At 42.3% G+C, this 26480-nt stretch carries 11 protein-coding genes and 1 tRNA gene; 7 read left to right on the top strand and 5 right to left on the bottom strand.

Annotation, left to right across the window (positions count from 1 at the left end):
• Positions 1-72: 72 nt before the first annotated feature.
• Positions 73-1173: an integrase gene (locus CQ839_RS00965; protein WP_103666405.1), complete on the bottom strand. Its 1101-nt coding sequence runs from the start codon at positions 1171-1173 to the stop codon at positions 73-75.
• Between the two features lie 132 nt (positions 1174-1305).
• Positions 1306-1378: transfer RNA gene (locus CQ839_RS00960), tRNA-Thr, on the bottom strand.
• Positions 1379-1850: 472 nt separating this feature from the next.
• Between CQ839_RS00960 and CQ839_RS00955 the strand changes: the two genes are divergently transcribed.
• Entirely contained in the window at positions 1851-2564 is a 714-nt protein-coding gene (locus CQ839_RS00955) for a J domain-containing protein (RefSeq protein WP_103666404.1), read from the top strand.
• A gap of 105 nt (positions 2565-2669) precedes the next feature.
• On the opposite strand, the gene arsS is transcribed toward CQ839_RS00955, so the two are convergent.
• The 3 genes from arsS to CQ839_RS00940 all read right to left on the bottom strand — a co-directional run bounded on the left by arsS (position 2670) and on the right by CQ839_RS00940 (position 5435).
• Complete coding sequence (gene arsS / locus CQ839_RS00950; RefSeq protein WP_103666403.1) at positions 2670-3662, bottom strand: arsenosugar biosynthesis radical SAM (seleno)protein ArsS; 993 nt, start codon at positions 3660-3662, stop codon at positions 2670-2672.
• Between the two features lie 26 nt (positions 3663-3688).
• On the bottom strand, positions 3689-4120 hold the full coding sequence (locus tag CQ839_RS00945; RefSeq protein ID WP_103666402.1) for an Hpt domain-containing protein: 432 nt from the start codon (positions 4118-4120) through the stop codon (positions 3689-3691).
• A gap of 157 nt (positions 4121-4277) precedes the next feature.
• Complete coding sequence (locus CQ839_RS00940; protein ID WP_103666687.1) at positions 4278-5435, bottom strand: pyridoxal phosphate-dependent aminotransferase; 1158 nt, start codon at positions 5433-5435, stop codon at positions 4278-4280.
• 220 nt (positions 5436-5655) lie between these two features.
• Here CQ839_RS00940 and CQ839_RS00935 point away from each other — a divergent pair, with 220 nt between their 5' ends.
• From CQ839_RS00935 to CQ839_RS00910, 6 genes are all read left to right on the top strand, one after another.
• Positions 5656-7668 carry an NAD(P)H-quinone oxidoreductase subunit 5 gene (locus CQ839_RS00935; RefSeq protein WP_103666401.1) on the top strand — a complete coding sequence of 671 codons (2013 nt, stop codon included), beginning with the start codon at positions 5656-5658 and terminating at the stop codon, positions 7666-7668.
• 563 nt (positions 7669-8231) lie between these two features.
• Entirely contained in the window at positions 8232-15881 is a 7650-nt protein-coding gene (locus CQ839_RS00930; protein WP_181016043.1) for a non-ribosomal peptide synthetase/type I polyketide synthase, read from the top strand.
• Positions 15882-16038: 157 nt separating this feature from the next.
• Positions 16039-16818, top strand: a complete 780-nt coding sequence (locus CQ839_RS00925; protein ID WP_103666400.1) for a class I SAM-dependent methyltransferase — start codon at positions 16039-16041, stop codon at positions 16816-16818.
• Positions 16819-16892: 74 nt separating this feature from the next.
• Complete coding sequence (locus tag CQ839_RS00920; RefSeq protein WP_103666399.1) at positions 16893-18416, top strand: hypothetical protein; 1524 nt, start codon at positions 16893-16895, stop codon at positions 18414-18416.
• A 348-nt stretch (positions 18417-18764) separates the two neighbouring features.
• Positions 18765-22034, top strand: coding sequence for a non-ribosomal peptide synthetase (locus CQ839_RS00915; RefSeq protein WP_103666398.1), 3270 nt, complete (start codon positions 18765-18767; stop codon positions 22032-22034).
• Complete coding sequence (locus CQ839_RS00910; RefSeq protein ID WP_103666397.1) at positions 22031-26377, top strand: non-ribosomal peptide synthetase; 4347 nt, start codon at positions 22031-22033, stop codon at positions 26375-26377. Before CQ839_RS00915 ends, CQ839_RS00910 begins: the two co-directional genes overlap by 4 nt.
• The last annotated feature ends 103 nt before the right edge of the window (positions 26378-26480 follow it).

Raw genomic sequence — 26480 nt, 5'->3', positions numbered from 1 at the left:
TTTTGGGCGATCGCAAAATTCAAAATGTACAGATAGATATCTATACATTTTTGATTTAAGTATGAACCTTTCCTATCTATTTGGTGGCTTGGGGCGATCTGCTCTCTGCATGAGCAAATCGTATGCTTTTTGATGATGGCGATCGCTAATCCAATGGTGATACAAATCGCTATGCACCTTTGTACTATGTCCCATTTGTTGCGCGGCTAATGAAATATCAAGCCCGAACTCAAGCGATCTCACAGCCCAGCAATGGCGTAAATCATAAGGAGCAAATGGTACTCCATATCGTTTAAAAGCCTTGCTCACACGCTCTCCTAAATTAACGTTTGCTTTACCTGTGACTGATGGTAAGCAAACGTTTTTTATTTGGAAGGTTTCAACCCATTCAGGGTAACAAGCCCACACACGTCTCGCGCCAGTTTTGCCATCGGTCACGGTTGCGATCGGTAAATCTTCAAAATCTAGATAAAAAACTTCGTGAGGTCTTATTCCGTAAGTGGCAATTACTCCATAAACCCATTGCCAGTCAGGGTTAGATATTTTGTAATAAACCTCTTGAATTGCCTCATCAGTTGGTAAATCTCTGGGTGTTGCTTTGCGTGGCGAATAATTGCCACTGTAAAGAGAGAAATCTGCATCTAAATTGGCGAATTTGGCTAGAGAATTGCAAACCATTGCATAATTTTGGCGACTGCGAGAATCGGGCTTTGTTCTCAGAATCAAATCTTTTAGAATTTCTGAGGATAATGCCTCATCAGAAGGCAATCGCTTTAAAACTTCCCAGTAGCTTCGAGTCCATGTGGTTTGCGTTTTGGGATTGCGATCGCGCTTTGCAAAGTAATCTTTTTCAAACTTTTCTACCCAGTCGCCGCAGGTCACAGAGTTAACTGCATCTTTTAAGTATGGTGACCATGAAAATTCTTTGCAATCTATCAAGGCTCCAACTTTTCGGGCTTCGGCTTCAGCTAATTTCACCCCAAGAGGATTCGCATGGACACCCAACGCGAATTTTTGCTGTCGGGCTGTTTTAAATTGCGAATTTGGCTTTGGTGGAAAAGTACCCCGTAAATATAAACAGTTTCCCTGTCTTTCAATGCTTACCCCAACACTTGCCGCTTTTAATCTCCCGTTTGCTTGGGAGATCCGCCCGTCGATCTCATTTTGGCTCATGACTAAATCTAGACTAAAAAATGGGGGTCAATAAGGTCTAATTAGGTGTAATTAGGTACAATCAGAAATTTCATCATACTAAAAAAGCCTTGCATAGCAAGGCTTTTTAGGCGTTTCTAGATATGAAAATTAAGCTGGGGACGAGACTCGAACTCGTGACCTGCTGATTACAAATCAGCTGCTCTACCAACTGAGCTACACCAGCAAATTTAATGCTTTGGTATGGTAGCAGAAACGCGAGCACTTTAGCAATATTTATCTTAAATATCCAACAATTCTAGCTATGAAACCAATTGTGGGATTTTCAACGTCTGCGGTGTTGAAAATCCCACAATTGGTTTTGAGGCAACTCTACCGTCGGCGGACTTGCCTCAAAACCAATTTTTATAATGGGAATTGCAGTTATAGCTGTAGTCTTGACACAAATAAAGCCCAAAAGAGATTCGCATAGCTTCGTATCGCAAATCTCTTTTGGGTTTTGTTTATAGAGTTGACAATAATCGTTGGCTCTATTTTTTATTTGTCAAGTAGTTGACGCTGGCTGAATATCCCTACAGAATGCTTAATAGAAAAGTTTTGCGCTGCTTAAAAATAATGTTTCGAGAATATCGTAAGCTTGAAAACTTCAGCATGAAAAACATAAAAAAATACTGCAAACGTAGATTAATCACAAGGACATGGCTAGGACAAGCGATCGCATTCAACAAGCAAATCACTACAAGACTCTGAGAATTAGCTACAACGCTGCTCCTGCCGAAGTCAAAACTGCCTATCGTGGGCTGGTCAAAGAATTTCATCCCGACTGCAATCATCATCTCGATAATCACGATGATATTGCCTCCATCAACCTCGCTTACGAGGTTCTTAGTAATCCCCAATCTCGCGCCCATTACGATCGCAGTCTTGGCATTAAACATACCCCTAATGGCTCTTCATCTCATGAGGGATTCAAGCGATCATCTTCTAGTCGGGAAACCCATCTTAATGAAGATCAGAAGCTTGATCGCTGGTTTAAGCAAGTTTACGAACCAATCTCGGAAATGCTCGAAGTAATTCTCGATAGTCTAGACGAGAAAATTGACGATCTCGCTGCTGATCCCTACGATGATGGGCTGATGGAAGACTTCGAGGACTATATTGATGAATGTCGTGGTTCCTATGCCAAGGCGCAGATTTTCTTCCGTGCGTTTCCCAATCCAGCTTCCGCAGCAGGGATTGCTAGCTACCTTTATCACTGTCTCAATGCAATCAGTGATGGGATTGAAGAATTAAACTACTTCACTTTAAATTTTGATGATCGCCATTTGCACACTGGACAAGAACTCTGGCGCAGAGCAGACGAAATGCGTTATTGCGCTCAAATGGCAATGGAAAATTTACAAACCATTTAATATAGGCAGTGCAAAGCACCGTCTATATTAAATGGTCTATGAAAGTGTTCATCTTCGGGAAAAACTTTCATAGACCTTTTAATACCAATTCACAACTGTGGTCAGTTATAGTAATGCCCCACCACAACTAGAGCCACTTCCTGCTGTACAACCGTAGCAATAGTCATCGGTTTGAATTTTTTGGATGATATCTAAGGAGTCTAGTTCGAGAACTTTTGCTACGTTCAAATATTCGCCATTAGGCGATCGCGCAGGCAAATTCTCCATTTGATTAAAATCACAATCATAGATATTCCCTTGATAATCTACCGAAATTTGATTGCGGCACATTAAGCGATCAAGAGTATCAGCATTAAAATGAGATTCTAAAAATTGTGAATATTCTTCTTCTAATTTGCGATGACGCAGATGAAATTTACTTCTGCCAATGGGAAGATTAGTGATTGTAAATAAGTTGTGGAACACAATCCCAAAATGCTTTTGCAGATGGGTCTTATAAGCTGTTTCTAAACCTTGTTGATTGGGAGCAAGGGCAAATTTATTAGAATTGGGAAGCGGTGGGTTGTATACCAAATCTAAAATTAAATCGGGATTAGAACCATAGCCAAGGCGATTTAGCCATTGCAACGCCTGAATTGATTGATCAAATACACCTTTGCCACGCATCTTGTCCACATTGTCTTCAAGATAGCAAGGCATAGAAGCGACAACACGCACTTGATTTTGAACAAAGAAGTCAGGGATATCGCCGTATCCTTTTTCAAAATAAATTGTCAAATTAGAACGGACGATCACTTCTTTGCCCATTTTTCTCGCCGCCTTAACCAATGAACGAAATCCATACAGCATCTCTGGAGCGCCTCCTGTTAGATCTACTGTCTGAATTTGTGGAAACCTATGAATGATTTCTATTAACTGTTGGCAAACTTCTGGCGTTAACTCTTCCGTTCGTGTTGGACTGGCTTCGACATGACAGTGAGTGCAAGTTAGATTACAAATTTTACCTAAATTGATCTGCAATATGGAGATCTGATGTTTAAGAAACGGAGCTTTAAGTTTTTGAGAAAATGGCGTGATCGCGATCGCAGGAACTTGCATAGATTAGCAATCTAGTTAATTTGTGATCATTGTGCCATAAACTCAAGGATAAGGGTTTTTATCACTTTAATTACCTCATTATATTCATTATTGAGAAGAATTAAAATATCAGCTGAAACTGTAATTTCTTTGGTTTTGCTACCTTTTTCTAAATAATTACAGATTAGAGATAGTCTAGCTGCTCCAATGCTAGCACTAGTCGATTTTAAAGTATGTGAAGCAATTGCAAATTTACAAGCATCTTGGTCAGTAAAAGCAGCCTGAATTTCATCTATCATATTTTCGGCTGAATTAAGATAAGTTGTCACTAAGTCAGAAAAGAATAAATCGTCGCCAATTGATGCTCGTAAGCCTTGAAACAATAAAATATCAAGAGTTTGTAAATTCATAAACTCTGGATAATCATGCATCAGATTAATTGCTTTAGCTGTCGCATTATCTTCCCCATTTTCAATCATAGCCTTACTCCCTGATGTCACAATTAAATGGAATTTAGCAAGACTTACATCACTTTGCCCTCAAACCTGAAACAATAAATCTTTTAAGAAATTCATTGTAATTCTTTTGATCGCAAACTGCCGTAAGTTTTGCTAAATTCATCAATTCATATTCAGGCTATAGCTCGAATTTGCGCAGGTTTTCGACCGCAGATTCAATCGTGCTATCTTTTTTAGCAAAACAGAATCTTAAACCATTTACCTTGTCGCGATCAGGTTGAATAAAGCAACTGCCTGGGACAGCCGCAACTAAGGCTTCCTTGGCGAGGCGAAAGGCTGCACTTTCTGCATCTAACGCGATCGCGGAGCTATCAGTCCAGATGTAATACGCGCCTCTAGGCATTACAGGAGATAGACCTAGCTCTACCAAGGCTGGGTAAAGCATATCTCGTTTACGTTTGTAATCTAGTGCCAATTGTGTGAAATATTCGCGCCCAAACTCCATAGCTGTCAAGGCTGCATGTTGCAAAGGTGCAGGGGCGCAAATCGTAATAAAGTCATGAATCCGTCGCATCGCTGCGGTCAGCTCAGAATTTGCAACTGTATAGCCTAACCGCCAGCCTGTAATACAAAAGGTTTTCGAGAATCCATTCACTACAATCGTGCGATCGCGCATTCCTTCAATACTCATCAAGCTAATATGTTCGCCTTCATAGATGATGTATTCGTAAATCTCATCGGTAATTGCATAGACATCATACTGCTGGCAGAGCTTAGCGATGAGTTCTAGTTCTGTCCGAGTCCAGACTTTGCCCGTGGGATTGGCTGGACTATTAATGATTACAGCTTTAATTCCCTTCTTAAATGCAGGCTCAAGGATTTCTTGGGTGATTTCCCATTGAGGTGGTTGCAGCGTAATAAATTCAGGAATACCGCCAACAGTCGCCAGATTAGGGATGTAATTTTCGTAAAATGGCTCAAAAATTAAAACGCGATCGCCTTGATTGATCAGCGTCATCAGGGCAATATTTAGTCCTTCTGTCGCACCACAACAAACGGTGACTTCCTTATCAGGATCGATGGTGATTTGGTTGTCTCGTTGCATTTTTTCAGCGATCGCCTCGCGCAACTTGTCCCAGCCCCAACTATCAGCATATTGATTGAAATCTAGGGAGATAGCCGCTCTTGCGGATTCTTTGATCGCTTCTGGCGCAGGGAAATCGGGCAACCCTTGAGCAAGGTTAATTGCCCCAAACTTTTCACAATAGCGGGAAGCTTCGCGAATTTGTGACTCTTTAATTTGAATAGCGCGTTGTGATAGCGAAACAGTAGTCAAGGTAATATCTCTAAACTTCAAAAAGTAAAAGCGGCGCGATGCGCCGCCTTTACTCAATCCTAAGCGGAATTGCAATGACTGGTCAAGGATTAAATTTTTCTAAAGTCTTGGCTTAATTAAGTAACAATGCTCATGGTTAACACATCGTACCTGATCGCCCTGTAGTAAACTGACTTATTAAAAGGATCTCTACAATAAACTTTGCGTTCAAACGCGACCTATGGACTTTGCATATCAATACGCATGGCTGATTCCCCTGCTGCCACTCGCCGCAGCACTGATTATCGGCACAGGACTGATTACCTTTAACAAATCCACCAACAAACTGCGATCGCTTTGGTCTGTCCTCAGCGTCTCCGCCACAGGCGGCGCAATGGTGATGGCTATCAATCTACTCTGGAGTCAGATTCAAGGACATGATCCTTATCTCTACACCTTTGAGTGGGCACAAGCAGGTAGCTTTCATCTGAACATGGGATTTGTGATCGATCACCTCACTGCTCTTATGCTAGTGATCGTCACCACCGTTGCCTTTTTGGTGCAAATTTACACCGATGGCTACATGGCGCATGATCCCAGCTATGTAAGATTTTATGCTTACCTGAGTTTATTCACATCCTCCATGTTGGGCTTAGTCGTTAGCCCAAACTTGGTACAGATTTATATTTTCTGGGAACTAGTGGGGATGTGTTCCTACTTGCTGATTGGCTTTTGGTTTGATCGCAAAGGGGCTGCCGATGCTTGCCAAAAAGCCTTCGTAACTAACCGTGTCGGCGACTTTGGGTTACTACTGGGTCTGCTTGGTCTTTATTGGGCTACGGGTACATTTGAATTCACCGAAATGGGAGAACGGCTCAGCGAATTAGTTGAGTCAGGAGCATTGAGTGTTGGTCTCGCTACCCTATTTGCAATTCTTGTATTTATGGGGCCAGCCGCCAAATCTGCCCAATTCCCTCTGCATGTATGGCTTCCTGACGCAATGGAAGGTCCTACACCGATTTCAGCTTTGATCCATGCAGCAACGATGGTTGCTGCTGGCGTATTTCTAATTGCGCGGATGTTCCCTGTATTTGAAGAAATTCCAGCGGTGATGAATATGATCGCTTGGACAGGAGCATTTACGGCATTTTTGGGCGCAAGCATCGCGATCACCCAGAATGACATCAAAAAAGGTTTGGCCTATTCCACTGTATCCCAGTTGGGCTACATGGTTATGGGTATGGGAGTAGGTGCTTATAGTGCAGGCTTATTTCACCTAATGACTCACGCTTATTTCAAAGCGATGATGTTCCTCGGTTCTGGTTCAGTCATTCACGGCATGGAAGAAGTCGTAGGACATGATCCCGATGTTGCTCAAGATATGCGCGTAATGGGTGGATTACGCAAGTACATGCCAATTACCGCAATCACTTTTTTCATTGGGACTCTGGCAATTAGTGGTATTCCTCCATTCGCTGGTTTCTGGTCAAAGGATGAGATTCTCGCTTCAACTTTCAGAGCCAATCCTGCACTCTGGGCGATTGGTTTTGCGACGGCGGGGATCACTGCTTTCTATATGTTCCGTATGTACTTCACTACTTTTGAAGGTGATTTTCGCGGTACTGATAAGAAACTACTAGCAATGGTCAAAGCCGAAAATTCTGCTGGCAAAGAATCTAAAGCGGATGAAGGACATGATCATCATCATGCCAGCAAGCCTCATGAATCGCCAATTACGATGACGTTCCCTCTGATGGCTTTGGCAATTCCTTCGATGCTGATTGGTCTAGTTGGTACTCCTCTAGGCAATTACTTCGAGTACTTTATCCATGCCCCATCGGAAAAAATCACCGAAGTTCCCGTTGAAGGTTTTACTCCTGAATTCCTGATAATGGGTGGTAGTTCAATTGGTATTGGTTTGATTGGAATTTCTTTGGCAATCTTGATGTATATGCAAAAGAAGATCGATCCTAGTGCGATCGCAAAATCTATCGAACCTCTTTACAAGCTCTCGAAAAACAAATGGTACATTGACGAAATTTACGAAGCTGTATTTGTAATCGGCTCCCGCCGTCTAGCACGTCAAGTGTTAGAGGTAGATGCCAAAATCGTTGATGGTGTGGTTAACCTTGCAGGTTTTGTGACTGTAGTTACTGGCGAAGGCTTGAAATACTTTGAAAATGGCAAAGCGCAATTTTATGCCCTTGTCATTTTTATCGGAGTTCTTGGTTTCGTAATTGTTACTTCGATTTAATTTCTGATTTAACTTAACTAACAATAAAAAAGCGATCGCCTATTAATTTTATTTATAGGCGATCGCTTTTTTTCTATGCAGTTTTATCCTTTCTATTTGCAGGTCTTTGACAAATTCTATATTCAGGCTGTCACCTGATTCATCGATTATAGGGACTTTTATTGCTTTTCAGTAATCGTTTTTGGAGAAAGCTTGAAATGTAATTATGTATTAGCTTTTGATTTAATGATGATTGCAATGCAGTTTGTGATCTCTGTCAAGTAAAAGTTCAAAAAAGTATATCAATTCACTTGTCTACAATTTAAATAAAGCCCCAAAAGCTTTTCTTCTAATAAATCTGAAGCCAATAAAAAAATAACTAAGGTATATCAATATATAACTTTTCTATATAACTTTCCTATAACTTAAATATACCATCTTTTTCTTAGTTTCTTAACAACTATGGGTTTACAAATGCGGTATAAAATGCTAAATTCTAATTTTAAATCGAGAGTATTACGAAATTATTAGTCATACTCATTTTTACATACTCATTTTCAAATAACCCTATATGCAGACTTCTGATGAAAACAAGCTCTGGAATTGGTGTTGAACATACAGAATCTATAACAAAAACTGCTTTTACTAGTCAAGAGCCTTTCTGGGCAGAGTTTTTAAATGGAATCAGTGCAAGCACATTTTTAGGTGGTGATTCTGTACTGTCTAAAAGCAATTCATCATTGGTTGAATATCAGACTCATTTTGTTTGCCTTAATGAATCTTTGACTTCTGCTTTTAATGATTTTATTTGCGAACACAATCTAGAAATTTCAGCCGTATTGCAAGGAATTTGGACTCTGCTCCTCAATCGGTATAGCGGTGATGAAGACGTAGTTTTTGGATTTCAGTTTGGGACTAAGGCGACAGAAAAAATCGATCATAATAATAGTTGTCTCATTCCTTTACGCATCAAGACTAGTTCTGAGACATTGCTTTTACCTTGGCTGCATCGTATTCAAGAGCAGTGGAAGGTTCTACAAACATACGGTCAAGTATCAATAAGTCAAATCCAAGAATGGAGTAATATCCCCTCGGTAATGTTGATGTTTGAGACTTTGCTGGTACTTGATGAACTAGAGCAAGGAGCTGCTCCATTAGCTAATTATCCAATAACTATTGTCGTTAAGGTAGAACCAGAGTTCACTTTTCAAGTTAGATACGATCGCAACCGTTTTCAAGAAGCTACGATCGTTCGCCTTTTGGGGCATTTACAAACTTTACTAGAAGGACTAATCACGAATCCCAATCAGAACCTTGCAAATTTGCCAATCCTAGCGACCGCCGAACGCCATCAGATCCTAGTTGAGTGGAATAATACACAAGTAGACTATCCTTCGGATCGAACAATTCATGAGATATTTGTAGAACAGGTAGCGAAAACGCCCGACAAGATTGCAGTCATCCTTCCATCCTTAGGCTCAGGATCTGAAACAAGTTTGACATATAGGGAGTTGGATGATCGAGCTAACAAGCTTGCTTGTGATCTGCAACAGTTTGGAGTAGTCGCTGAGACTTTTGTGGCAATGTGTTTAGAAAGGTCTATCGAGACAATTGTTGCCATCCTAGGGATTCTCAAAGCAGGTGGAGTCTATGTTCCGCTCGATCCAGCATATCCGCAAGAGCGCCTTGCATTTATGTTAGAGGATACTCAAGCTCCCGTATTGATTACGCAGGCACGTCTGCGCGATCGTTTACCGCCTACTCAATCACATATTATTTGTCTAGAAGCGAACTGGGGTGATGGGAGCACAGCAGGCATTCCAATTGGAACAACGGTCAATGCTGATAGCTTAGCGTATATCAACTATACCTCTGGTTCAACAGGTCGCCCGAAAGGAGTTGCTATTCCTCACAGAGCTGTTGCTAGACTAGTCTGTGGCACAAACTTTACAGATTTAGATGGCAATCAAACCTTGCTGCAACTAGCGCCTATTTCTTTTGATGCCGCTACTTTAGAGATTTGGGGTGCGTTGCTCCATGGTGGATGCTGTGTTTTGTTCCCAAACGATGGCATTCCCGATCCCCAAGATTTGAGAAAGGTTATTCAAAATTATGGTGTTACAACCATGTGGCTAACCGCAGCTCTGTTTAATGCGATCATTGCTGAAGCCCCAGAAGCTCTCTCTGGGGTGAAAGAATTACTCACAGGTGGCGAAGCACTCTCTCCAAGTTTTATTCGTCTGGCACAAAAGCATCTCCCTAAGACACAGTTAATTAATGGATATGGGCCAACTGAAAATACAACCTTTACATGCTGCTATCGTATCCCTCGACCATTAGCAGATCGAGTGACATCCGTTCCTATTGGCAGACCGATCTCTAATACTCAGGTTTACATTCTCGATACTAATGGTCAACCAGTTCCCATTGGTATATTGGGAGAGCTGCATGTTGGCGGAGATGGTCTGGCTCGCGAGTATATCAATCGCCCCGATTTGACGGCAGAGAAGTTTATTCCCAATCCATTTAGCTCTGATTCTTCAAAACGACTTTATAAAACTGGCGATCGGGTGCGTTGGTTGCCAGATGGCACGATTGAGTTTGTAGAGCGACTAGATAATCAGGTAAAAATTCGCGGCTTCCGCATTGAACTAGGTGAGATTGAAGCAGCTTTGAGTCAGCATGAAAGTGTTCGTGATGCTGTAGTGATAGTACGTGAAGATATTCCTGGCAGCAAGAAACTGGTTGCTTATATAACACCGAGAGCGGAGCATTCGCCTAATGTCAATCTAATTAAGTCTTATTTGCAAGATCAGTTAGCTGATTACATGATTCCTGCGGCGATTATTGTTTTAGATAAAATCCCCTTAACGCCCAATGGCAAGGCCGATCGCCGTGCTTTACCAGCCCCTGTAGTTATGGGAGGTGGCGCAAACTTTATTGCTCCCAATACACCTAAAGAACGCATACTTGCTGAAATCTGGTGTAGCGTTTTGGGCTTGGAGCAGGTTGGCATCGAAGATAACTTTTTTGATATTGGCGGGACTTCTCTGCTGGGCTTACAGATGGTTACAAGAGTTCAAAAACAATTAGGTTCTGAATTTCGTGCTGTCAAGCTTTACCAGTATCCAACCATCCGCACGTTAGCCCAATATCTCGATCGCGAAGATCTCAAACAGTCAGAGCCCCATCTGCCGAAAATTAACCAACGCGATCGCCTTCTTCAGAAATCGCCAAAGCTTTACTCAGATGGCATCGCAATTGTTGGTATGGTTGGGCGCTTTCCTGGTGCGGATAGTGTTGAAGCTCTTTGGCAGAATCTCTGTAATGGGATAGAATCCTGTACTACTTTCACTGATGCAGAAATCGATCCTAGTGTTGATATTGAATTACGTTCTGACCCTAACTATGTCCGTGTCAGAGGCATCGTTGAAGGAGCCGAAACATTTGATGCAGCGTTCTTTGGCATTAGTCCCAGAGAAGCTGAAGTCATGGATCCGCAAGCAAGGGTATTCCTAGAGTTAGCATACACAGCCTTAGAGAATTCGGGCTATATGCCTGAATCTTACGATGGTGCGATCGGATTATATGCTGGCTCTGGGCAAAACACATACTTTGAGCATCACATCTGCGGTCGTTCCGAAATCATCAATCGACTGGGTGAATTTCAGACGATGCTAGCGAATGAGAAGGAATTTGTGACCACGCGCACCTCCTATAAACTAGGTCTAACGGGACCAAGTCTCAGCATTAACACAGCTTGCTCAACATCTCTGGTTGCTGTAATTCAAGCGTTTCAGGGGTTGATGAGTAATCAATGTGATATTGCCTTAGCTGGTGGTATTTCTATTACCACTCCCCAAAATCGCGGCTATCTCCATCAAGAAGGTAGTATGCTCTCTCCTGATGGGCGTTGTCGCCCCTTTGATGCTAATGCGCAAGGAACAATGTTTAATAGTGGCGCAGGTATTGTTGTACTTAAACGTTTAGAGGAAGCATTAGATGATGGCGATCGCATCTATGCCGTGATTAAAGGCGTAGGCATGAATAATGATGGTACGGACAAGGTCAGTTTCACTGCACCCAGCGTCAATGGGCAGGCTGGTGCGATCGCTATGGCACAAGCTTCAGCTGGTATCCATCCCGAAACCATCACTTATATCGAAACCCACGGAACCGCGACTCCCTTAGGCGACCCGATCGAAATTGAAGCCCTGACTCAAGCTTTTCGCGCTCAGACCGATGCGACTCAGTTCTGTGCGATCGGCTCCATTAAGAGTAACGTCGGTCATTTAGTTGCTGCTGCTGGTGTGACGGGACTGATCAAAACCTCACTAGCGCTTTATTATAAAAAGATTCCACCTAGTCTTAACTTTGAAGCACCTAATCCAGAAATTGACTTTGCGAATAGTCCTTTTTATGTCAACAATAAACTCGTAGATTGGAGCGCTCGTGAAACTCCAAGACGCGCTGGAGTTAGTTCCTTTGGCGTGGGCGGCACAAATGCTCATGTGGTCTTAGAAGAAGCCCCATCAGTGCAGGAATCAAGCCCTTCTCGCCCCTATCAATTGTTGCGATTGTCAGCAAAAACTAGTACGGCTCTAGAGCAGACCACGACGAGCCTCAAGGACTACTTCACTCAAAATGTTGAGTCGAACTTGGCAGATGTTGCTTATACCCTTGACCATGGTAGGAAAGCATACAATCATCGCCGTTTTGTTGTTTGTCGCGATCTCATAGAAGCGATCACAACGCTAGAATCTCTGGATGTAAAACGTAGTGCCACTCGACTAAGTGAAATTCGCAATCCAGATGTAGTGTTCATGTTTCCCGGTCAGGGTTCGCAATACCTCCACATGGGCAAGTATTTCTACGAACATGAAATAGTATTTCGAGATGCAGTTGATCGCTGTGCAGAGATTCTCAAACCGTTACTGGATCGAGAGCTACTTCAAGTCATTTATCCGCCCCAAAGCAACGATGGTGACGAGGCTGCTACGGCTTTGCTCCGCCAGACCCAATACACTCAACCTGCTTTGTTCACGATTGAATATGCGCTTGCCCTGCTCTGGCAGAGTTGGGGTGTTCGCCCCGCAGCGATGATTGGGCATAGTATTGGCGAATTTGTTGCAGCATGTTTATCGGGTGTATTTTCGTTAGAAGATGGGTTGAGACTAGTAGCGACTCGTGCTCGGATGATGGGCGCATTACCCAGTGGCTCCATGCTCTCAGTGCGCTTACCCACAGATGTCTTGCAAAAGCGACTGAGTGCCGACCTAGCGATCGCAGCAGTGAATGGTTCCTCGCTCTGTGTCGTAGCTGGCCCAACTCAGCAGGTTGATAATTTGCAGCAACAACTAGAATCCGAAGAGATCGTTTGTCGGACACTGCATACTTCTCACGCTTTCCATTCGCCAATGATGGACCCGATTATCGAACCATTCGCTGAAATAGTCAAAACCATTCAGTTATCACCACCCCAGATTCCATTTGTATCAACTGTAACGACCGAATGGATCACTGATGCTCAAGCAACTGACCCGATGTATTGGGCTAGTCATTTACGAGCTACCGTTCGTTTTGCTGAGGGAGCCAAGAAACTATGGGAACGGCCTGAACGGGTTCTGCTCGAAGTTGGTCCTCGTACCACAACCGCAACATTAGCGCGACAACAGGCAAAAGACATCAAACGTCAAATTGCGATTTCCTCCTTGAGCAGCACTGCCGATGACGATGCCGAATGGGCAGCAATATTGCAAGCTGTTGGGCAACTTTGGCTGGCAGGAGTTGATCTCGATAGGCAACAGTTTTATGCTGATGAATATCGACATCGCATCCCATTACCCACCTATCCGTTTGAACGAAAGCGCTACTGGATCGATCCGAAGCCTGCTATTGAACAAACACTTGCTCTACAACAAAATACTGAATCAATCCCAATTCAGACTACCGAAACACAATCACTCCCAATCTCTCAAACTAATCTCAACTCTCAGCCCAAACTAGAAGTAAAAGCGCATACCATGACTGAAGCTCGCAAACAACAACTAATCCCCCAACTTCAAGAAGTTCTAGAAACCACCTCAGGACTAGAAATTGATGGTAGTGATGGAACAATCACATTCTTGGAAATGGGCTTAGATTCGTTATCGCTAACTCAAGTTGCTATGGCTCTGAAAAAGAAGTTCAAGGTCAAAATCACTTTTCGTCATTTGTTAGAAGATTATCCAAATCTCGATACTTTGTCTGACTTTGTGCTGCGATCGCTACCGGCCGATGCATTCCCCGCACCATTAGCAACTCCAGTAGCGGCTATCCCAACTACAGTATCTCCCACTTTGCCTGCTGCGACCTTAGTTGCTACTCCAACACCTCCCTCTACCTATACTCCAGCCATGTCTAATCCCATCGGACAAACAAATACTGTATATAACAATGGATCTGTATTGCCTTCAATCAGCCCCGAATTGGCTGGTACGATGCAAGCTGTGGTTGCTCAGCAACTACAAATTATGGCGCAACAATTGCAACTGCTCGGTCAGGCTGGAGGATCTGCTCCAGTCTTCCCTTTAGCGACAGCAACACCTGTATTATCAGAGCCTCAACCCATTATCCAGACCGAAATATCTGTACCGATCGCAGCCGCAACCACTCCTGAGATCGAAGAACCCAAACCCAAGAAATCCTTTGGTCCTGGAGCTAAGATCGAGAAGTCTGTCAGTGCGACCTTAACAGCGGAACAGCAAAAATCTCTAGATCGCATCATGGCTAGGTATATCGCTCGGACTCAAGAGTCAAAACGGCAGACGCAGGAGCATCGCAAGTATCTTGCCGATCCGCGCACAGTTTCTGGCTTTACGCCATTGCTAAAGGAAATGGTTTATCCGATCGTTACTGATCGCGCTTCTGGCTCCAAACTATGGGATGTCGATGGCAATGAATATGTTGATATAACCAATGGCTTTGGGCTCAACTTTTTTGGTTGGTCACCAGATTTTGTTACAGAAGCTGTAAAAGCACAGCTAGATAAAGGCATTGAGATTGGGCCACAAACTCCTCTAGCAGGTAAAGTTGCCAAGCTTATTGCCGAGTTTACGGGAATGGAAAGAGTAGCATTTTGTAACACAGGTTCTGAAGCGGTAATGGCAACATTACGTCTAGCTCGCACAGTCACAGGAAGGGATCTAGTGGCTACCTTTGCGGGAGATTACCACGGTACGTTTGACGAGGTGCTTTACCGTCAAGGACCAAAGCTGAAAACTTTGCCAGCAGCTCCTGGTATTCTGCCTTCAATGTTTGAGAATCTACTAGTACTCGATTACAATACGCCTGAATCCTTGCAGATTCTGCGCGATCGCGCAGATGATTTGGCTGCGATTTTAGTAGAGCCAGTTCGTAGCCGAGATCCAAACTTACAGCCCAAAGAGTTTCTACAGGATTTGCGTAGTTTAACTGAACAGTCTGGAACCGCATATATCTTTGATGAAGTTGTGACAGGTTTCCGTGTTCACCCTGGTGGCGCTCAAGCTTATTTTAATATTCAAGCTGACATGGCAACTTACGGTAAAGTTGTTGGCGGCGGCTTGCCAATTGGGATTGTGGCAGGTAAAGCTGAATATATGGATGCTCTCGACGGCGGATTTTGGCAATATGGTGACAGCTCTATCCCCGAAGTCGGAGTTACCTTCTTTGCAGGAACCTTTGTGCGTCATCCCATGGCGTTAGCCGCAGCCGAAGCTGTTCTCAATAAGCTCAAGGCTGGTGGGCCAGAATTGCAGCGATCGCTTGCAGATAAAGTTAGCAAATTCGCAACTCATTTGAACCAGTACTTCAAGCAAATCGAAGCACCAATTGAGATTGCCCACTTCAGTTCCTATTTCTATATTAACTACCCTCATGAGAGTCCTTATGCCAGCTTGATATTTTATTTGCTGCGCGAAAAAGGTGTCCATGTTTGGGATCATCGTCCTTGCTTCTTTACCCTGTCTCACTCTGATGCCGATATCGAATTTGTAATCAGAGCTTTTAAAGACAGTGTTGCTGAAATGCAAATGATTGGATTTTTACCCCAACCTACAAATAGCTCTAACGGAAGCGCTGCTGGAGGATTTGATCGCAATCGTCCTCCACAACCTGGTGCTCGATTAGGCCGCGATCCAGAAGGCAATCCTGCGTGGTATATTCCCGATCTAGACAATCCTGGTAAATATTTACAACTTGGAAATGTTGCTTAAATACTCCATTTATTACTTCAGAGGTTCTTGTTCCTAAAGGAAATCTACATTGAGGTTTTCAGTCTGTCTAACTTGAAAATCTCAATCATAGATTTCTGAAGTTCTTTTGCCTGACATCCAATATTTCTTCTATTGCAATATTAAATACAACTTATTAATGGATATTTCAACTACCGATCAACAGGTTTCCAAGCACTTCGATTCTGTGGCAGGAGGTTATGCTAATGCTTATAAAGATGGTTCTTTTTTTTCCTACTTTTTTAATCGACGGTTAGAAATCATTCTTGAATCATTAGATAAATATGATCATGCCACAATTTTAGATGTTGGTTGTGGACCAGGAATGATGGCGGAGTATGCTATAGAGAAAGGATTTGAATTTTTTGGGATTGACATTTCCGAAAAGATGATTGAAGAGTGTATCAATAATTTTGGTCATGCAAGATCTACCCATTTTTCTGTTGGTAAGCTTCAAAAGCTTGAATTCTCAGACTCATCATTTGATGTAGTGCTTTGCATGGGAGCGTTAGAATATATTGAACGTGACGAACTTGAAAATGCTCTTGCAGAAATGCTTAGAGTCCTGAAGCCAGAAGGTCAAATCATCATGTCATTGATGAACAAAAACAGTTTTTTTACATGGCATAGAAGATTAAGAGGAGAAATTTTACGGAAAATTAAAGGTCGCGACGTTCAATCTGAGAGCTATGATGATTTGAGCAGACCATTTGATGAGAAATCTATCTGTGCTTTATTGAAATCAAAACAATTAAACAATATCAACACTATACGTTTTGGATTGAATATATTTCCATATTTTTTGGAATCGAGAATTCCTGATCAACTGCGAGTAAAGATAAGCAAGGCTTTGGATAAGTTGTTCAGAGGAAAGCTCAAATGGCCATATATGGCATTTATTGTGAAGGCAAGAAAATAATAGTTTAAGAGAGAGCGCTTCAGAGCGGCGTACTCTCTCAAACTATTTAGGATTCTATAGGTTTTATGATAATTATGAGACTACCATTTAGAGTTAATATCAAGTGGAGATTTATATTTATCTTCTTATTGACCGTTTTAATCTTGCTTTTGCTGCATTTAGGATGGTCAAAGTGGTTGTTGTCTATTCCTCAGCCACTACCACAAAAGTCAGCGATTTCTACTGGACAAAAAAGCAGTCTTGAACTTGGTGACTATTACGAAATGTCTGTCCCGCCGACTGGTTCAGCCAAGTATATCTCAGCAAATTATCGAATATGGATTCCCAATGGAGTGGCAACGCTTCGTGGCGTGATTGTGAAGCAGCATGGATGTGGTGGCGATGAAGCTACAGATATGGGGCTTGCATATGCTAACGATTTGCAATGGCAAGCTCTAGCAATTAAGCATCAATTAGCTATTCTTGGCTCTAAATATCCAACCGACTATCAGACAGTTGGAAGGTATCCTGATGATCCATGCAATAGCTGGGCTGTTATCGACCGTGGTTCTGAAAATGCTTTGCTAAAAGCTCTTTATGAATTTGGGCAAAAGAGCCATCATCCAGAATTAGATAATCTTCCGTGGGTGTTATGGGGATACTCTGGCGGAGCGGATTGGGCAGTACAAATGTCGCAAAAGTATCCCGATCGCACGATTGCATTAATTGCGCAGCGAGGCGGCGGCGTTGTTATCTCTCCCTCAGAGCCCATTAAACTCCTGACATCAGATATAAATCCAGCCGTTCTTGGAATGCCAGTTCTGTATGCATTGGGAGGAGCCGAAGCTGTTGGGACAGTCTATTTTGATGAAGGTTTTGACATACCCCAAAAAGTTTTCTCTCGGTTTAGAAAAGCTGGTGCGCTTTGGGCGATCGCAGTAGAAGCAGATATGGGGCATGGATCTACTGATACAAGACTACTCGCTATTCCTTACTTGGACTCGATCTTGACCGCTCGGCTGGCAACGGATAGCACAAAGCTCCGTCAACTTGATAAAGCTTCAGGCTGGTTGGCTAATCCCGTCACCCATGAAATAGCCCCAATAAAAGAGTACAAAGGAGATACTCTACAAGCAGCGTGGCTACCTGATAGAGAAACTGCATATAAATGGCAAGCATATGTTACTACTCAAAATTTATGGGATAAAGCTAGGTATAGTTTTTGTTCAAATAAAAGGCTTCTCACTCTCTTAGGCGCAACGCATTTACCTGAAAGCTGTTATCCAGACAGAGTTTCTCCAACTCGGAAACCTGATGCACCAACTGATGTGCGTCCTATCAGAATCGGTGCTAATGAGGTTGTCTTAACATGGAATTTCACTCCAGATCTTGAAAATGGATTGCCAAAATTCCGAATTTATCGTAACAACTCTCTGATTGCTACCCTACAAGGACAAGAACGCGATGGCGGTGATGCTCCAATCTATCCACATGTTGTACTTGAGTTTCGAGATAAATCGACTGGAGAAAACGATATCTATGCAGTTTCGGCATTCAATAGTCTAGGTGAAAATATTTCTCAATCCTCACACATAGTGAGAGAAACCAAAATCGACTAAATCAACCTCTAACAAGTATGACATTTATATAGTATTACTTATTTAATTTCAATCTCACAAATTATTTGAGATTCCTTTATGCTATCAATTCCAACTATGAAATCAAATTTTATGATAAAGATTTTATAACTTTAGTTATACAAATTTCCATTTACACTCTACAATATTAAATATGAAAAACTGTGAATCGTATCTTTATCAATAAAGTAATTACCTCTAATAAACAGAGACAATAAACTTGTTTTCAGAACAACTTAGTCGAACATTAATAGAAGATTTACAGTAAGAAAATATAGCCTTAAACTCTAATTCTAGCTACATTAAATTATTGATAGGACATATTAAATCATGAGTTATCTGTCAGGCACACAATCCGAATTCACTGCTGTTGACTTTAATCCTTTTGCCGATGGAGAACTGCTTTTAACAGCGCCTGCAACTGAATCTCAAAAAGAAATTTGGGCTTCTGTACAAATGGGTAGCGATGCTAACTGTGCCTACAATGAATCCCAAAAATTGTGGTTGAGAGGAATACTTAATGTTGACGCTTTGCGGTTAGCTTTGCAAGAGCTTGTTCTTCGTCATGAAGCTTTGAGGACCACCTTTAGTCCAGATGGGATTAACCTTTGTATTGTGGCTTCACTCAATCTTGAAATTCCAGAAATCGATCTTTCAGGATTGGATTTTCAGGAACGAGAGACTAAATTAGCGAATTTGCTAAAAGAGGCTGTAGAGAATCCGTTCGACCTTGAGCATGGACCATTGATTCGGGTACAGCTTATTAAAACTCAAGATCAGGAAAATCTTTTGCTTTTAACAGCCCATCATATTATCTGTGATGGCTGGTCTTGGGCAGTGCTAATGACGGATCTCGGTAAATTATATACCGCCTTAAAAAATGGAGAAACTCCTGATTTAGAGGAGCCAGAATATTTTAGTGAATATGCGATCGCGCAGCAAGAGGCTAAAGGTGATGAAGAAGAGATCGCTACTGAAGCATATTGGTTAAATCAGTTTTCCGATTCCATTCCCGTTTTAGACTTCCCCACTGATCGCCCTCGTCCATCAGTACGAACTTTTGAGGCTGCTCGCGAAGATTGGGATCTAAGCCCTGTCCTAGTTAGTAACTTAAAGCAATTGGGAACTAAGCTAGGATGCAGTTTTACAACTACGCTACTTACAAGTTTTGAAGTATTCCTACATCGTTTAACTGGAAGTAACGAGATTATTGTTGGAACCCCTGCTGCTGGTCAAGCGGCTACGGGCAACTATCAGTTAGTCAGTCATTGTGTAAATTTGCTCCCTTTACGCAGTTGGGTTGACGGAAATCAAGCATTCAGCGATTATTTGCAACTGCGACGACCAATTATTTTGGATGCCTACGATCATCAATTATTTACCTTTGGTAGTTTAATAGAAAAATTAGCAATCCCTCGCGATACCAGTCGCATTCCACTTGTACCGATTACATTCAACCTCGATCAAGGGCTAGATAACGATCGCCTATTGTTTGAAGATCTAAAAGTAGAATTTTCGACAAATCCCCGCAGCTATGAAAATTTTGAAATGTTTATTAATGCCACAGAGTTGCGTGGCAAAGTTACTCTAGAGTGCCAATACAACACGAACTTATTTGATGCAGCGACGATTCGCCGTCGCTTGGCAGAGTTTGAGACTTTGCTGCTAGGTATTGTCGAGTCTCCTGATACCACTATCGATCAATTACCGCTTTTACCAGAAGTCGAGCAGCAGTTACTGGTGGCATGGAACCAAACACAAGTAGATTATCCTCGTAATTCTTCAATCCAAGAGGTGTTTGAAGCACAGGTAGTTGCTACTCCAGATGCGATCGCGCTAATTTTTGAGAATGAGCAAATTAGCTATCAGGAGTTAAATAGTCGGGCTAACCAGCTCGCGCACTACTTGAGAGGCTTAGGAATTGTTGCTGATAGTTTAGTTGGCATTTACATTGAGCGATCGCTAGAGACCGTTGTTGGTATTCTCGGTATTTTGAAGGCTGGAGGTGCATATGTTCCACTCGATCCATCTTATCCTTCAGAACGTTTAGCGTTTATGGTGACAGACACTCAGGTATCTGTGCTTCTTACACAACAAAGATTAGTCGAACAACTGCCACCTAGCAATGCTCGCGTTGTTTGCTTGGACACTGATTGGGAAGCGATTGCCTTAGAAAGCCAAGCAAATCCAGTCTGTAATGTTACCCCAGACAATCTAGCCTATGTGATCTATACCTCTGGCTCCACAGGGATTCCCAAGGGTGTAAGTGTCGTCCATCGAGGAGTCGTGCGACTTGTAAAAAGCTCTAACTATGCTGATTTTAGCGCCAGTCAGGTTTTTCTCCAACTTGCGCCACTTGCCTTTGACGCTTCAACATTTGAGGTCTGGGGAGCATTGCTGAATGGAGCGAGGCTAGTCCTGTTCCCATCCGACAAACCTTCCCTTGACGAATTAGGACAGATCATTGACCGTTATAACGTCTCCATTATCTGGCTCACCGCAGGACTGTTTCATCTAATGGTGGATGAACAACTTGAATCGTTACGTCCATTACAACAATTGTTAGCAGGAGGCGATGTCCTTTCAATAAACCATGTCCAAAGGTTTCGTGAAGCGTTGCCCAACTGTCGGTTGATTAATGGATATGGCCCAACCGAAAGTACAACCTTTACTTGCTGTTACCCCATTGAAGATGCCAAGAATTTAGGTAGTTCCGTACCGATAGGTCGCCCCATCGCCAATACAGAGGTTTATATATTGAATCCCCAGTTGCAACCGATGCCAATTGGTGCGATCGGCGAAATATACATTGGCGGAGATGGATTAGCATCGGGTTACTTTAATCGACCTGAATTGACAACTGAGAGATTTGTTCCTAATCCATATAGTAGTCAACCAGGTGCAAAACTCTATAAAACTGGCGACTTAGCTCGCTATTTCCCAGATGGTAATATTGAGTTCCTTGGTCGCATTGATAATCAGGTAAAAATTCGAGGATTTCGGATCGAGTTAGGCGAAGTTGAGGCAGTTCTCAGCCAATATCCGTCTATCCAAAAGTCAGTTGTCATCGTTCGCGAAGACAAACCTGCCGATAAGCGTATAGTGGCTTATTTTGTGCCAATACCAGGACAAGAACCTACAGGTACTGAGTTGCGTAGCTTCTTTAAGCAAAAGTTGCCTGACTATATGATTCCCAACGCTTTTGTTAGTTTAGAATCATTGCCCTTATCCCCTAATGGCAAGATTGCTCGCAAAGAACTACCAGCTCCTGATGGAACACTTAGTCTTCAAGAGAGTTATGTTGCTCCGCGAAACACTACCGAGCAGCAGATCGCGGATGTTTGGGCTCAGGTACTTAATTTAGACCGAGTAGGTATCCACGATAATTTCTTTGAGTTAGGAGGACATTCCTTATTGGCAACTCAAATAATTGCACGACTGCGGAAAGCTTTTACTGTTGAGCTATCGCTGCGTACTTTCTTTGAAGCCCCTACTATAGGAGATTTAGGAGAGAGAATTGTGACATTAAATTGGGCGAAACAAAGCGCACAAGCTGCCCAAGACAATCTATCGGATCTGTATGAAGAGGGAGAGCTATGAAGGCACTTGATGCATTACTGTTTGAATTGAGTCAAAAAGATGTTCATCTTTGGTTAGATGGCGATCGCTTACGCTATCGTGCGGCTAAAGACGCAATTACGCCTGAGCTGTTAACTGAGATTAAAAACCGCAAAGCCGAAATCGTTAAGTTTTTGCGTCAAGCCACGGGAACTAACAGTTCCCAACTCCCCCCAATTGTCAAGATTGATCGCAGCGGATCTTTGCCTTTATCTTTTGGGCAGCAGCGTCTTTGGTATTTACACCAGTTTGAACCTGACAGCTCTTCTAACAACGTCCCTGTTGTGGTTAGGTTTAATGGAATTCTCAATATTCCAATACTGGAGAAAAGTCTGCAAGCAGTGGCTCGTCGCCATGAGGTACTGAGAACTCGATTTCCATCAGTTGACGATCAGCCTACGCAAGTAATTGAACCTGATGTCGATCTCACCTTGCCAGTAATCGATTTGCGAAATCTTCAACCTGAACAGCGTGATGCAGAAGCACTAAGACTAGCAACTGAAGAAGCTCGCCGTCCATTTAATCTAGCGAAAGGGCCGATATTGAGGGTGCTGCTCATCCAGTTGAGTGATGATGAATATCTTCTGGTTTGGAATATGCACTGTATTATTTGTGATGGCGCTTCTTCCGATGTGTTCTATCAGGATCTCACTACAATTTATACTGCTTTTATTGATGGCAAGCCTTCTCCTTTAAAAGAGCTGTCAATTCAATATGTTGATTTTGCTCATTGGCAACGCCAGTGGCTTCAAGGCGAAGTTTTAGAAGCACAGATTAATTATTGGAAGCAGAAATTAGAAGGATCTTTATCGGTCATTCCATTACCAACCGATCATCCTCGTCCCCCGATAGTTCAGACCTATCGAGGCGATCGCAGAGCGAGAATGTTGCCAAAATCTTTAAATGAAAGCCTTAGCAACTTGAGTCAGAAGCTGGGTGGAACCCTATTCATGACTCTAATTGCTGCTTTTGAAACTCTGCTACATCGGTATTCACAAAAAAACGATATCCTGATCAGCTTTGCTAGTGCAGGTCGAGGAGAGGTGGAAACTGAGGGCGTAGTCGGTTTTTTCTCTAACACTTTAATGCAACGCATTAATTTTGATGGCAATCCCACCTTTAGAGAACTCTTTGATCGAGTTCGTGAAGCCTCTCTAGAAGCTAATACGTATCAGGACTTGCCTTTTGAGAAACTAGTAGAAGAATTACCTCCAGAACTTAGCAATAGCCGATCGCCTTTATTTCAAGTGAAATTTGCGCTCAATCCACCTTGGTCAAATGGACGAGGTATGGCATCAGTCAAGCTGCCCGATTTGACTATTACGTCTCTATTTGGTTACATCTATCACGGCAAGACAAAGTACGACTTGATTTTAGTCATGCGCGAGCAGGACGAAGGACTAGGCATGGTGTTTGATTACAATGCTGATTTATTTGAATCTAGTACAATTGCGCGAATGTTAGTACATCTTGAGAATCTTCTTGAAGGGATAGTTGCTAATCCCGACCAGAGAATTTCTGAGCTTCCACTTTTAACCATTCCAGAGCGAGAAAGGATTTTGTATGAGTGGAATAAAAATCAAACCCCAATCCCAGAAGTTTGTATTCATCAATTGTTTGAATCTCAGGTAGGGCTAACGCCAGATGCGATCGCAGTTGTCAGCAAAGATGAGAAATTAACTTACCAAGAACTAAATAGCCGAGCCAATCAACTGTCTCACTATCTACAAGCTCTGGGAGTTGGGACGGAAACCCTAGTAGCCATCTGTGTAGAAAGATCAGTACATATGTTGGTTGGCATACTTGGCATCCTAAAAGCGGGGGGGACCTATATACCTCTCGATCCTAGCTATCCGCATGACCGTCGCAAAGATAAATTAAGCAATGCTCAAGTTGCCCTAATTTTGTCCCTATCTGATATGAATTCTTCTCTTTCGGATTGTGGAGCTAAAGTGTTGTCTCTAGACCTAGAAGTGGAGGCGATTTCCCAGCATAGTATTGATAATCCATCAAGCTCGGTGTCCTCTGATAATTTGGCGTATGTCATTTACACATCAGGTTCGACAGGACAACCTAAAGGTGTTACTATTTCCCATCGCAGTATGGTCAACCATAGCGTGGCAGTTAGCAAGGAATATGAACTAAACAGTCAAGATCGAGTTTTGCATTTCTCTAATATCAGCTTTGATGTCGCTATTGAAGAAATATTTCCCACTTTGCTGAGCGGCGGTACATTGGTCTTGGCTCCGACTGAGGTCTACACCTCGGTCACTTCTTTTCTTGATGTTCTACAGCAACAAGCGATCACAGTAATCAATTTGCCAACTGCTTTTTGGAGCGAACTGGTTTATGGCTTATCCATTTTAAAACAGCCACTTTCTGGAAGTGTTCGTCTCGTGATTGTGGGCGGAGAGAAGGTTTCCAGATCAACATACCAAAAATGGCGATCGCTAGTGGGTACTTTCCCAAGATGGCTCAATGCCTATGGCCCCACTGAGGCGACTGTGACAGCTACGATCTACGATCCTCTCCAGTCTGCTGAAGCTCTCCATCCTGACGCTGAAGTTCCTATTGGTCGTGCGATCGCCAATCTTCAGACTTACGTTCTAGATCGCAACTTACAGCCATCTCCTATTGGGGCTGTTGGTGAATTATATATTGGTGGAGTGGGTCTCAGTCGTGGTTATTTAAATCGTCCAGATATTACTGCAAAACGATTTGGCCCTAATCCTTTTTCAAGGAATTCAGAAGATCGTCTCTACAAGACAGGTGATGTCGCTCGTTATTTACCCGATGGCAATATAGAATTTATTGGTCGATCAGACTTCCAAATCAAAATTCGGGGCTTTCGGGTTGAGCCAATTGAAATTGAAACCCAATTAGAAAATTATCCTGCTGTTAATCAAGCTATTGTCCTATGTCATGATGCACCTAATGGAGAAAGGGTTCTTGTTTCCTACCTAAGTGTAGAACAGGATCAGACGCTTGATATTGATGCACTAGAGAAGTTTTTACGTCAAAAACTTCCAGTCCATATGCTGCCTTCTAGTTTTATCGTTTTAGATGAATGGCCACTAACTCCCAATGGGAAGGTAGATCGTAAAGCCTTGCTCGATCTAGATGCAGCAAAACAGCTAGACGAAGCAGTGATTGCTCCTCGTGATGAACTGGAGCACCAACTAGCAGATATTTGGATGAAGCTTTTGGGGCGACAATCTATCGGTATTCATGACAACTTCTTTGAATTAGGAGGTAATTCTCTTCTATCTATACGCCTTGTTGCGGAAATTGAGAAAACGTTTAATTGGCATCTTCCTTTGTCGTCATTTTTTCAGATCAACAGTATTGACGAAATTGCCCAAAAGATTCGTGAAACCTCATCTGAAAACTTACCTACTGAGGATCTTACTCTAGGTCTCAGTATAGAAGACTATCGAGCCTTATTAGCCCAAAGTATGGGTAAAGTTGGTTTGCGTGCTGGTAAACGAGGTTTGATCATTAATGTCTTGCCAGAGTCTCAAGTTTCATCTAACCCTTTTGTATGGATTGGAGAGGTCAAAACAGGACAGAGGCTTAAATTAAAACAGCCTGTTTACGTTATGCCTGGTGCAAGCTTATCACCATCCATGAACTGTCACAAGGATTACATTTCAGTGATTGCTTCTTTATTAGTTGATGAATTAATTAGTGCGCAACCTTCTGGTCCTTATTCATTAGGCGGATGGTGTTATAACGGTTTAGTTGCAATGGAAATGGCTCAGCAGTTAAAAAAACTTGGGAAAGAAGTGGAGCTTCTTACATTAATTGATGTTTCAGGAGGATCTAGGATTTATGTGTTTATTATGGAGGCAGAAATTTACCTCGGGGCTCTTAGATTGCATTTATTCAATTTAACAAAGCTATCTCTTAAGGAGAAGATGCAATACTTTGCCAACAGAATTGCCAGAGTCATTAAGATTGTTAAAGACAAGATGTCCATTCCTAATGCTGTTAATAATGAGGCAAGTAATCTTAATGATTCTCAAGGAACTAATTATAAAACGGAGGTTAATATAGCCGTTGATTTTCTTAAAAAACCTTCCAGTGAATATTCTCGTAAACCATATAATGGGAAAGTTTTATTAATTGATGGCTCTGAACAAATTGTTTTTGGACAAAAAGAGCTGAAGAGATTTAATCTTTTTTGGTTATTTCCTCGTAATGGTTTTGGTAATTTATTGCGGGGCAAAGTATATGTTTCCAAGATTAAGTGCGATCATCTTGAGTTAATGGAAGAGCCTTATTGTTCGGAGATTGGTGAAATGATTCATCAAATTTTATTATAATCTTCCACCCTGTCTATAGCGAGTTTCGAGCAAGCGAGTTACAGTAGAGATAGCGAAGACAAATCAAAACCCTAAAGATGAATGGCGGCGCTTCGCGCCGCCA

The organism is Pseudanabaena sp. BC1403 (assembly GCF_002914585.1).
Lineage (GTDB): Bacteria > Cyanobacteriota > Cyanobacteriia > Pseudanabaenales > Pseudanabaenaceae > Pseudanabaena.
This window is presented reverse-complemented; position numbering and strand designations above follow the sequence as displayed.

Excerpts from the sequence above, each read along its gene's own strand:
- CQ839_RS00925 (WP_103666400.1), top strand. The coding sequence starts at position 16,039 with ATGGATATTTCAACTACCGATCAACAGGTTTCCAAGCACTTCGATTCT.
- CQ839_RS00965 (WP_103666405.1), bottom strand. The coding sequence starts at position 1,173 with ATGAGCCAAAATGAGATCGACGGGCGGATCTCCCAAGCAAACGGGAGA.
- CQ839_RS00930 (WP_181016043.1), top strand. The coding sequence starts at position 8,232 with ATGAAAACAAGCTCTGGAATTGGTGTTGAACATACAGAATCTATAACA.
- CQ839_RS00945 (WP_103666402.1), bottom strand. The coding sequence starts at position 4,120 with ATGATTGAAAATGGGGAAGATAATGCGACAGCTAAAGCAATTAATCTG.
- CQ839_RS00910 (WP_103666397.1), top strand. The coding sequence starts at position 22,031 with ATGAAGGCACTTGATGCATTACTGTTTGAATTGAGTCAAAAAGATGTT.
- arsS (WP_103666403.1), bottom strand. The coding sequence starts at position 3,662 with ATGCAAGTTCCTGCGATCGCGATCACGCCATTTTCTCAAAAACTTAAA.
- CQ839_RS00920 (WP_103666399.1), top strand. The coding sequence starts at position 16,893 with ATGAGACTACCATTTAGAGTTAATATCAAGTGGAGATTTATATTTATC.
- CQ839_RS00915 (WP_103666398.1), top strand. The coding sequence starts at position 18,765 with ATGAGTTATCTGTCAGGCACACAATCCGAATTCACTGCTGTTGACTTT.
- CQ839_RS00955 (WP_103666404.1), top strand. The coding sequence starts at position 1,851 with ATGGCTAGGACAAGCGATCGCATTCAACAAGCAAATCACTACAAGACT.
- CQ839_RS00935 (WP_103666401.1), top strand. The coding sequence starts at position 5,656 with ATGGACTTTGCATATCAATACGCATGGCTGATTCCCCTGCTGCCACTC.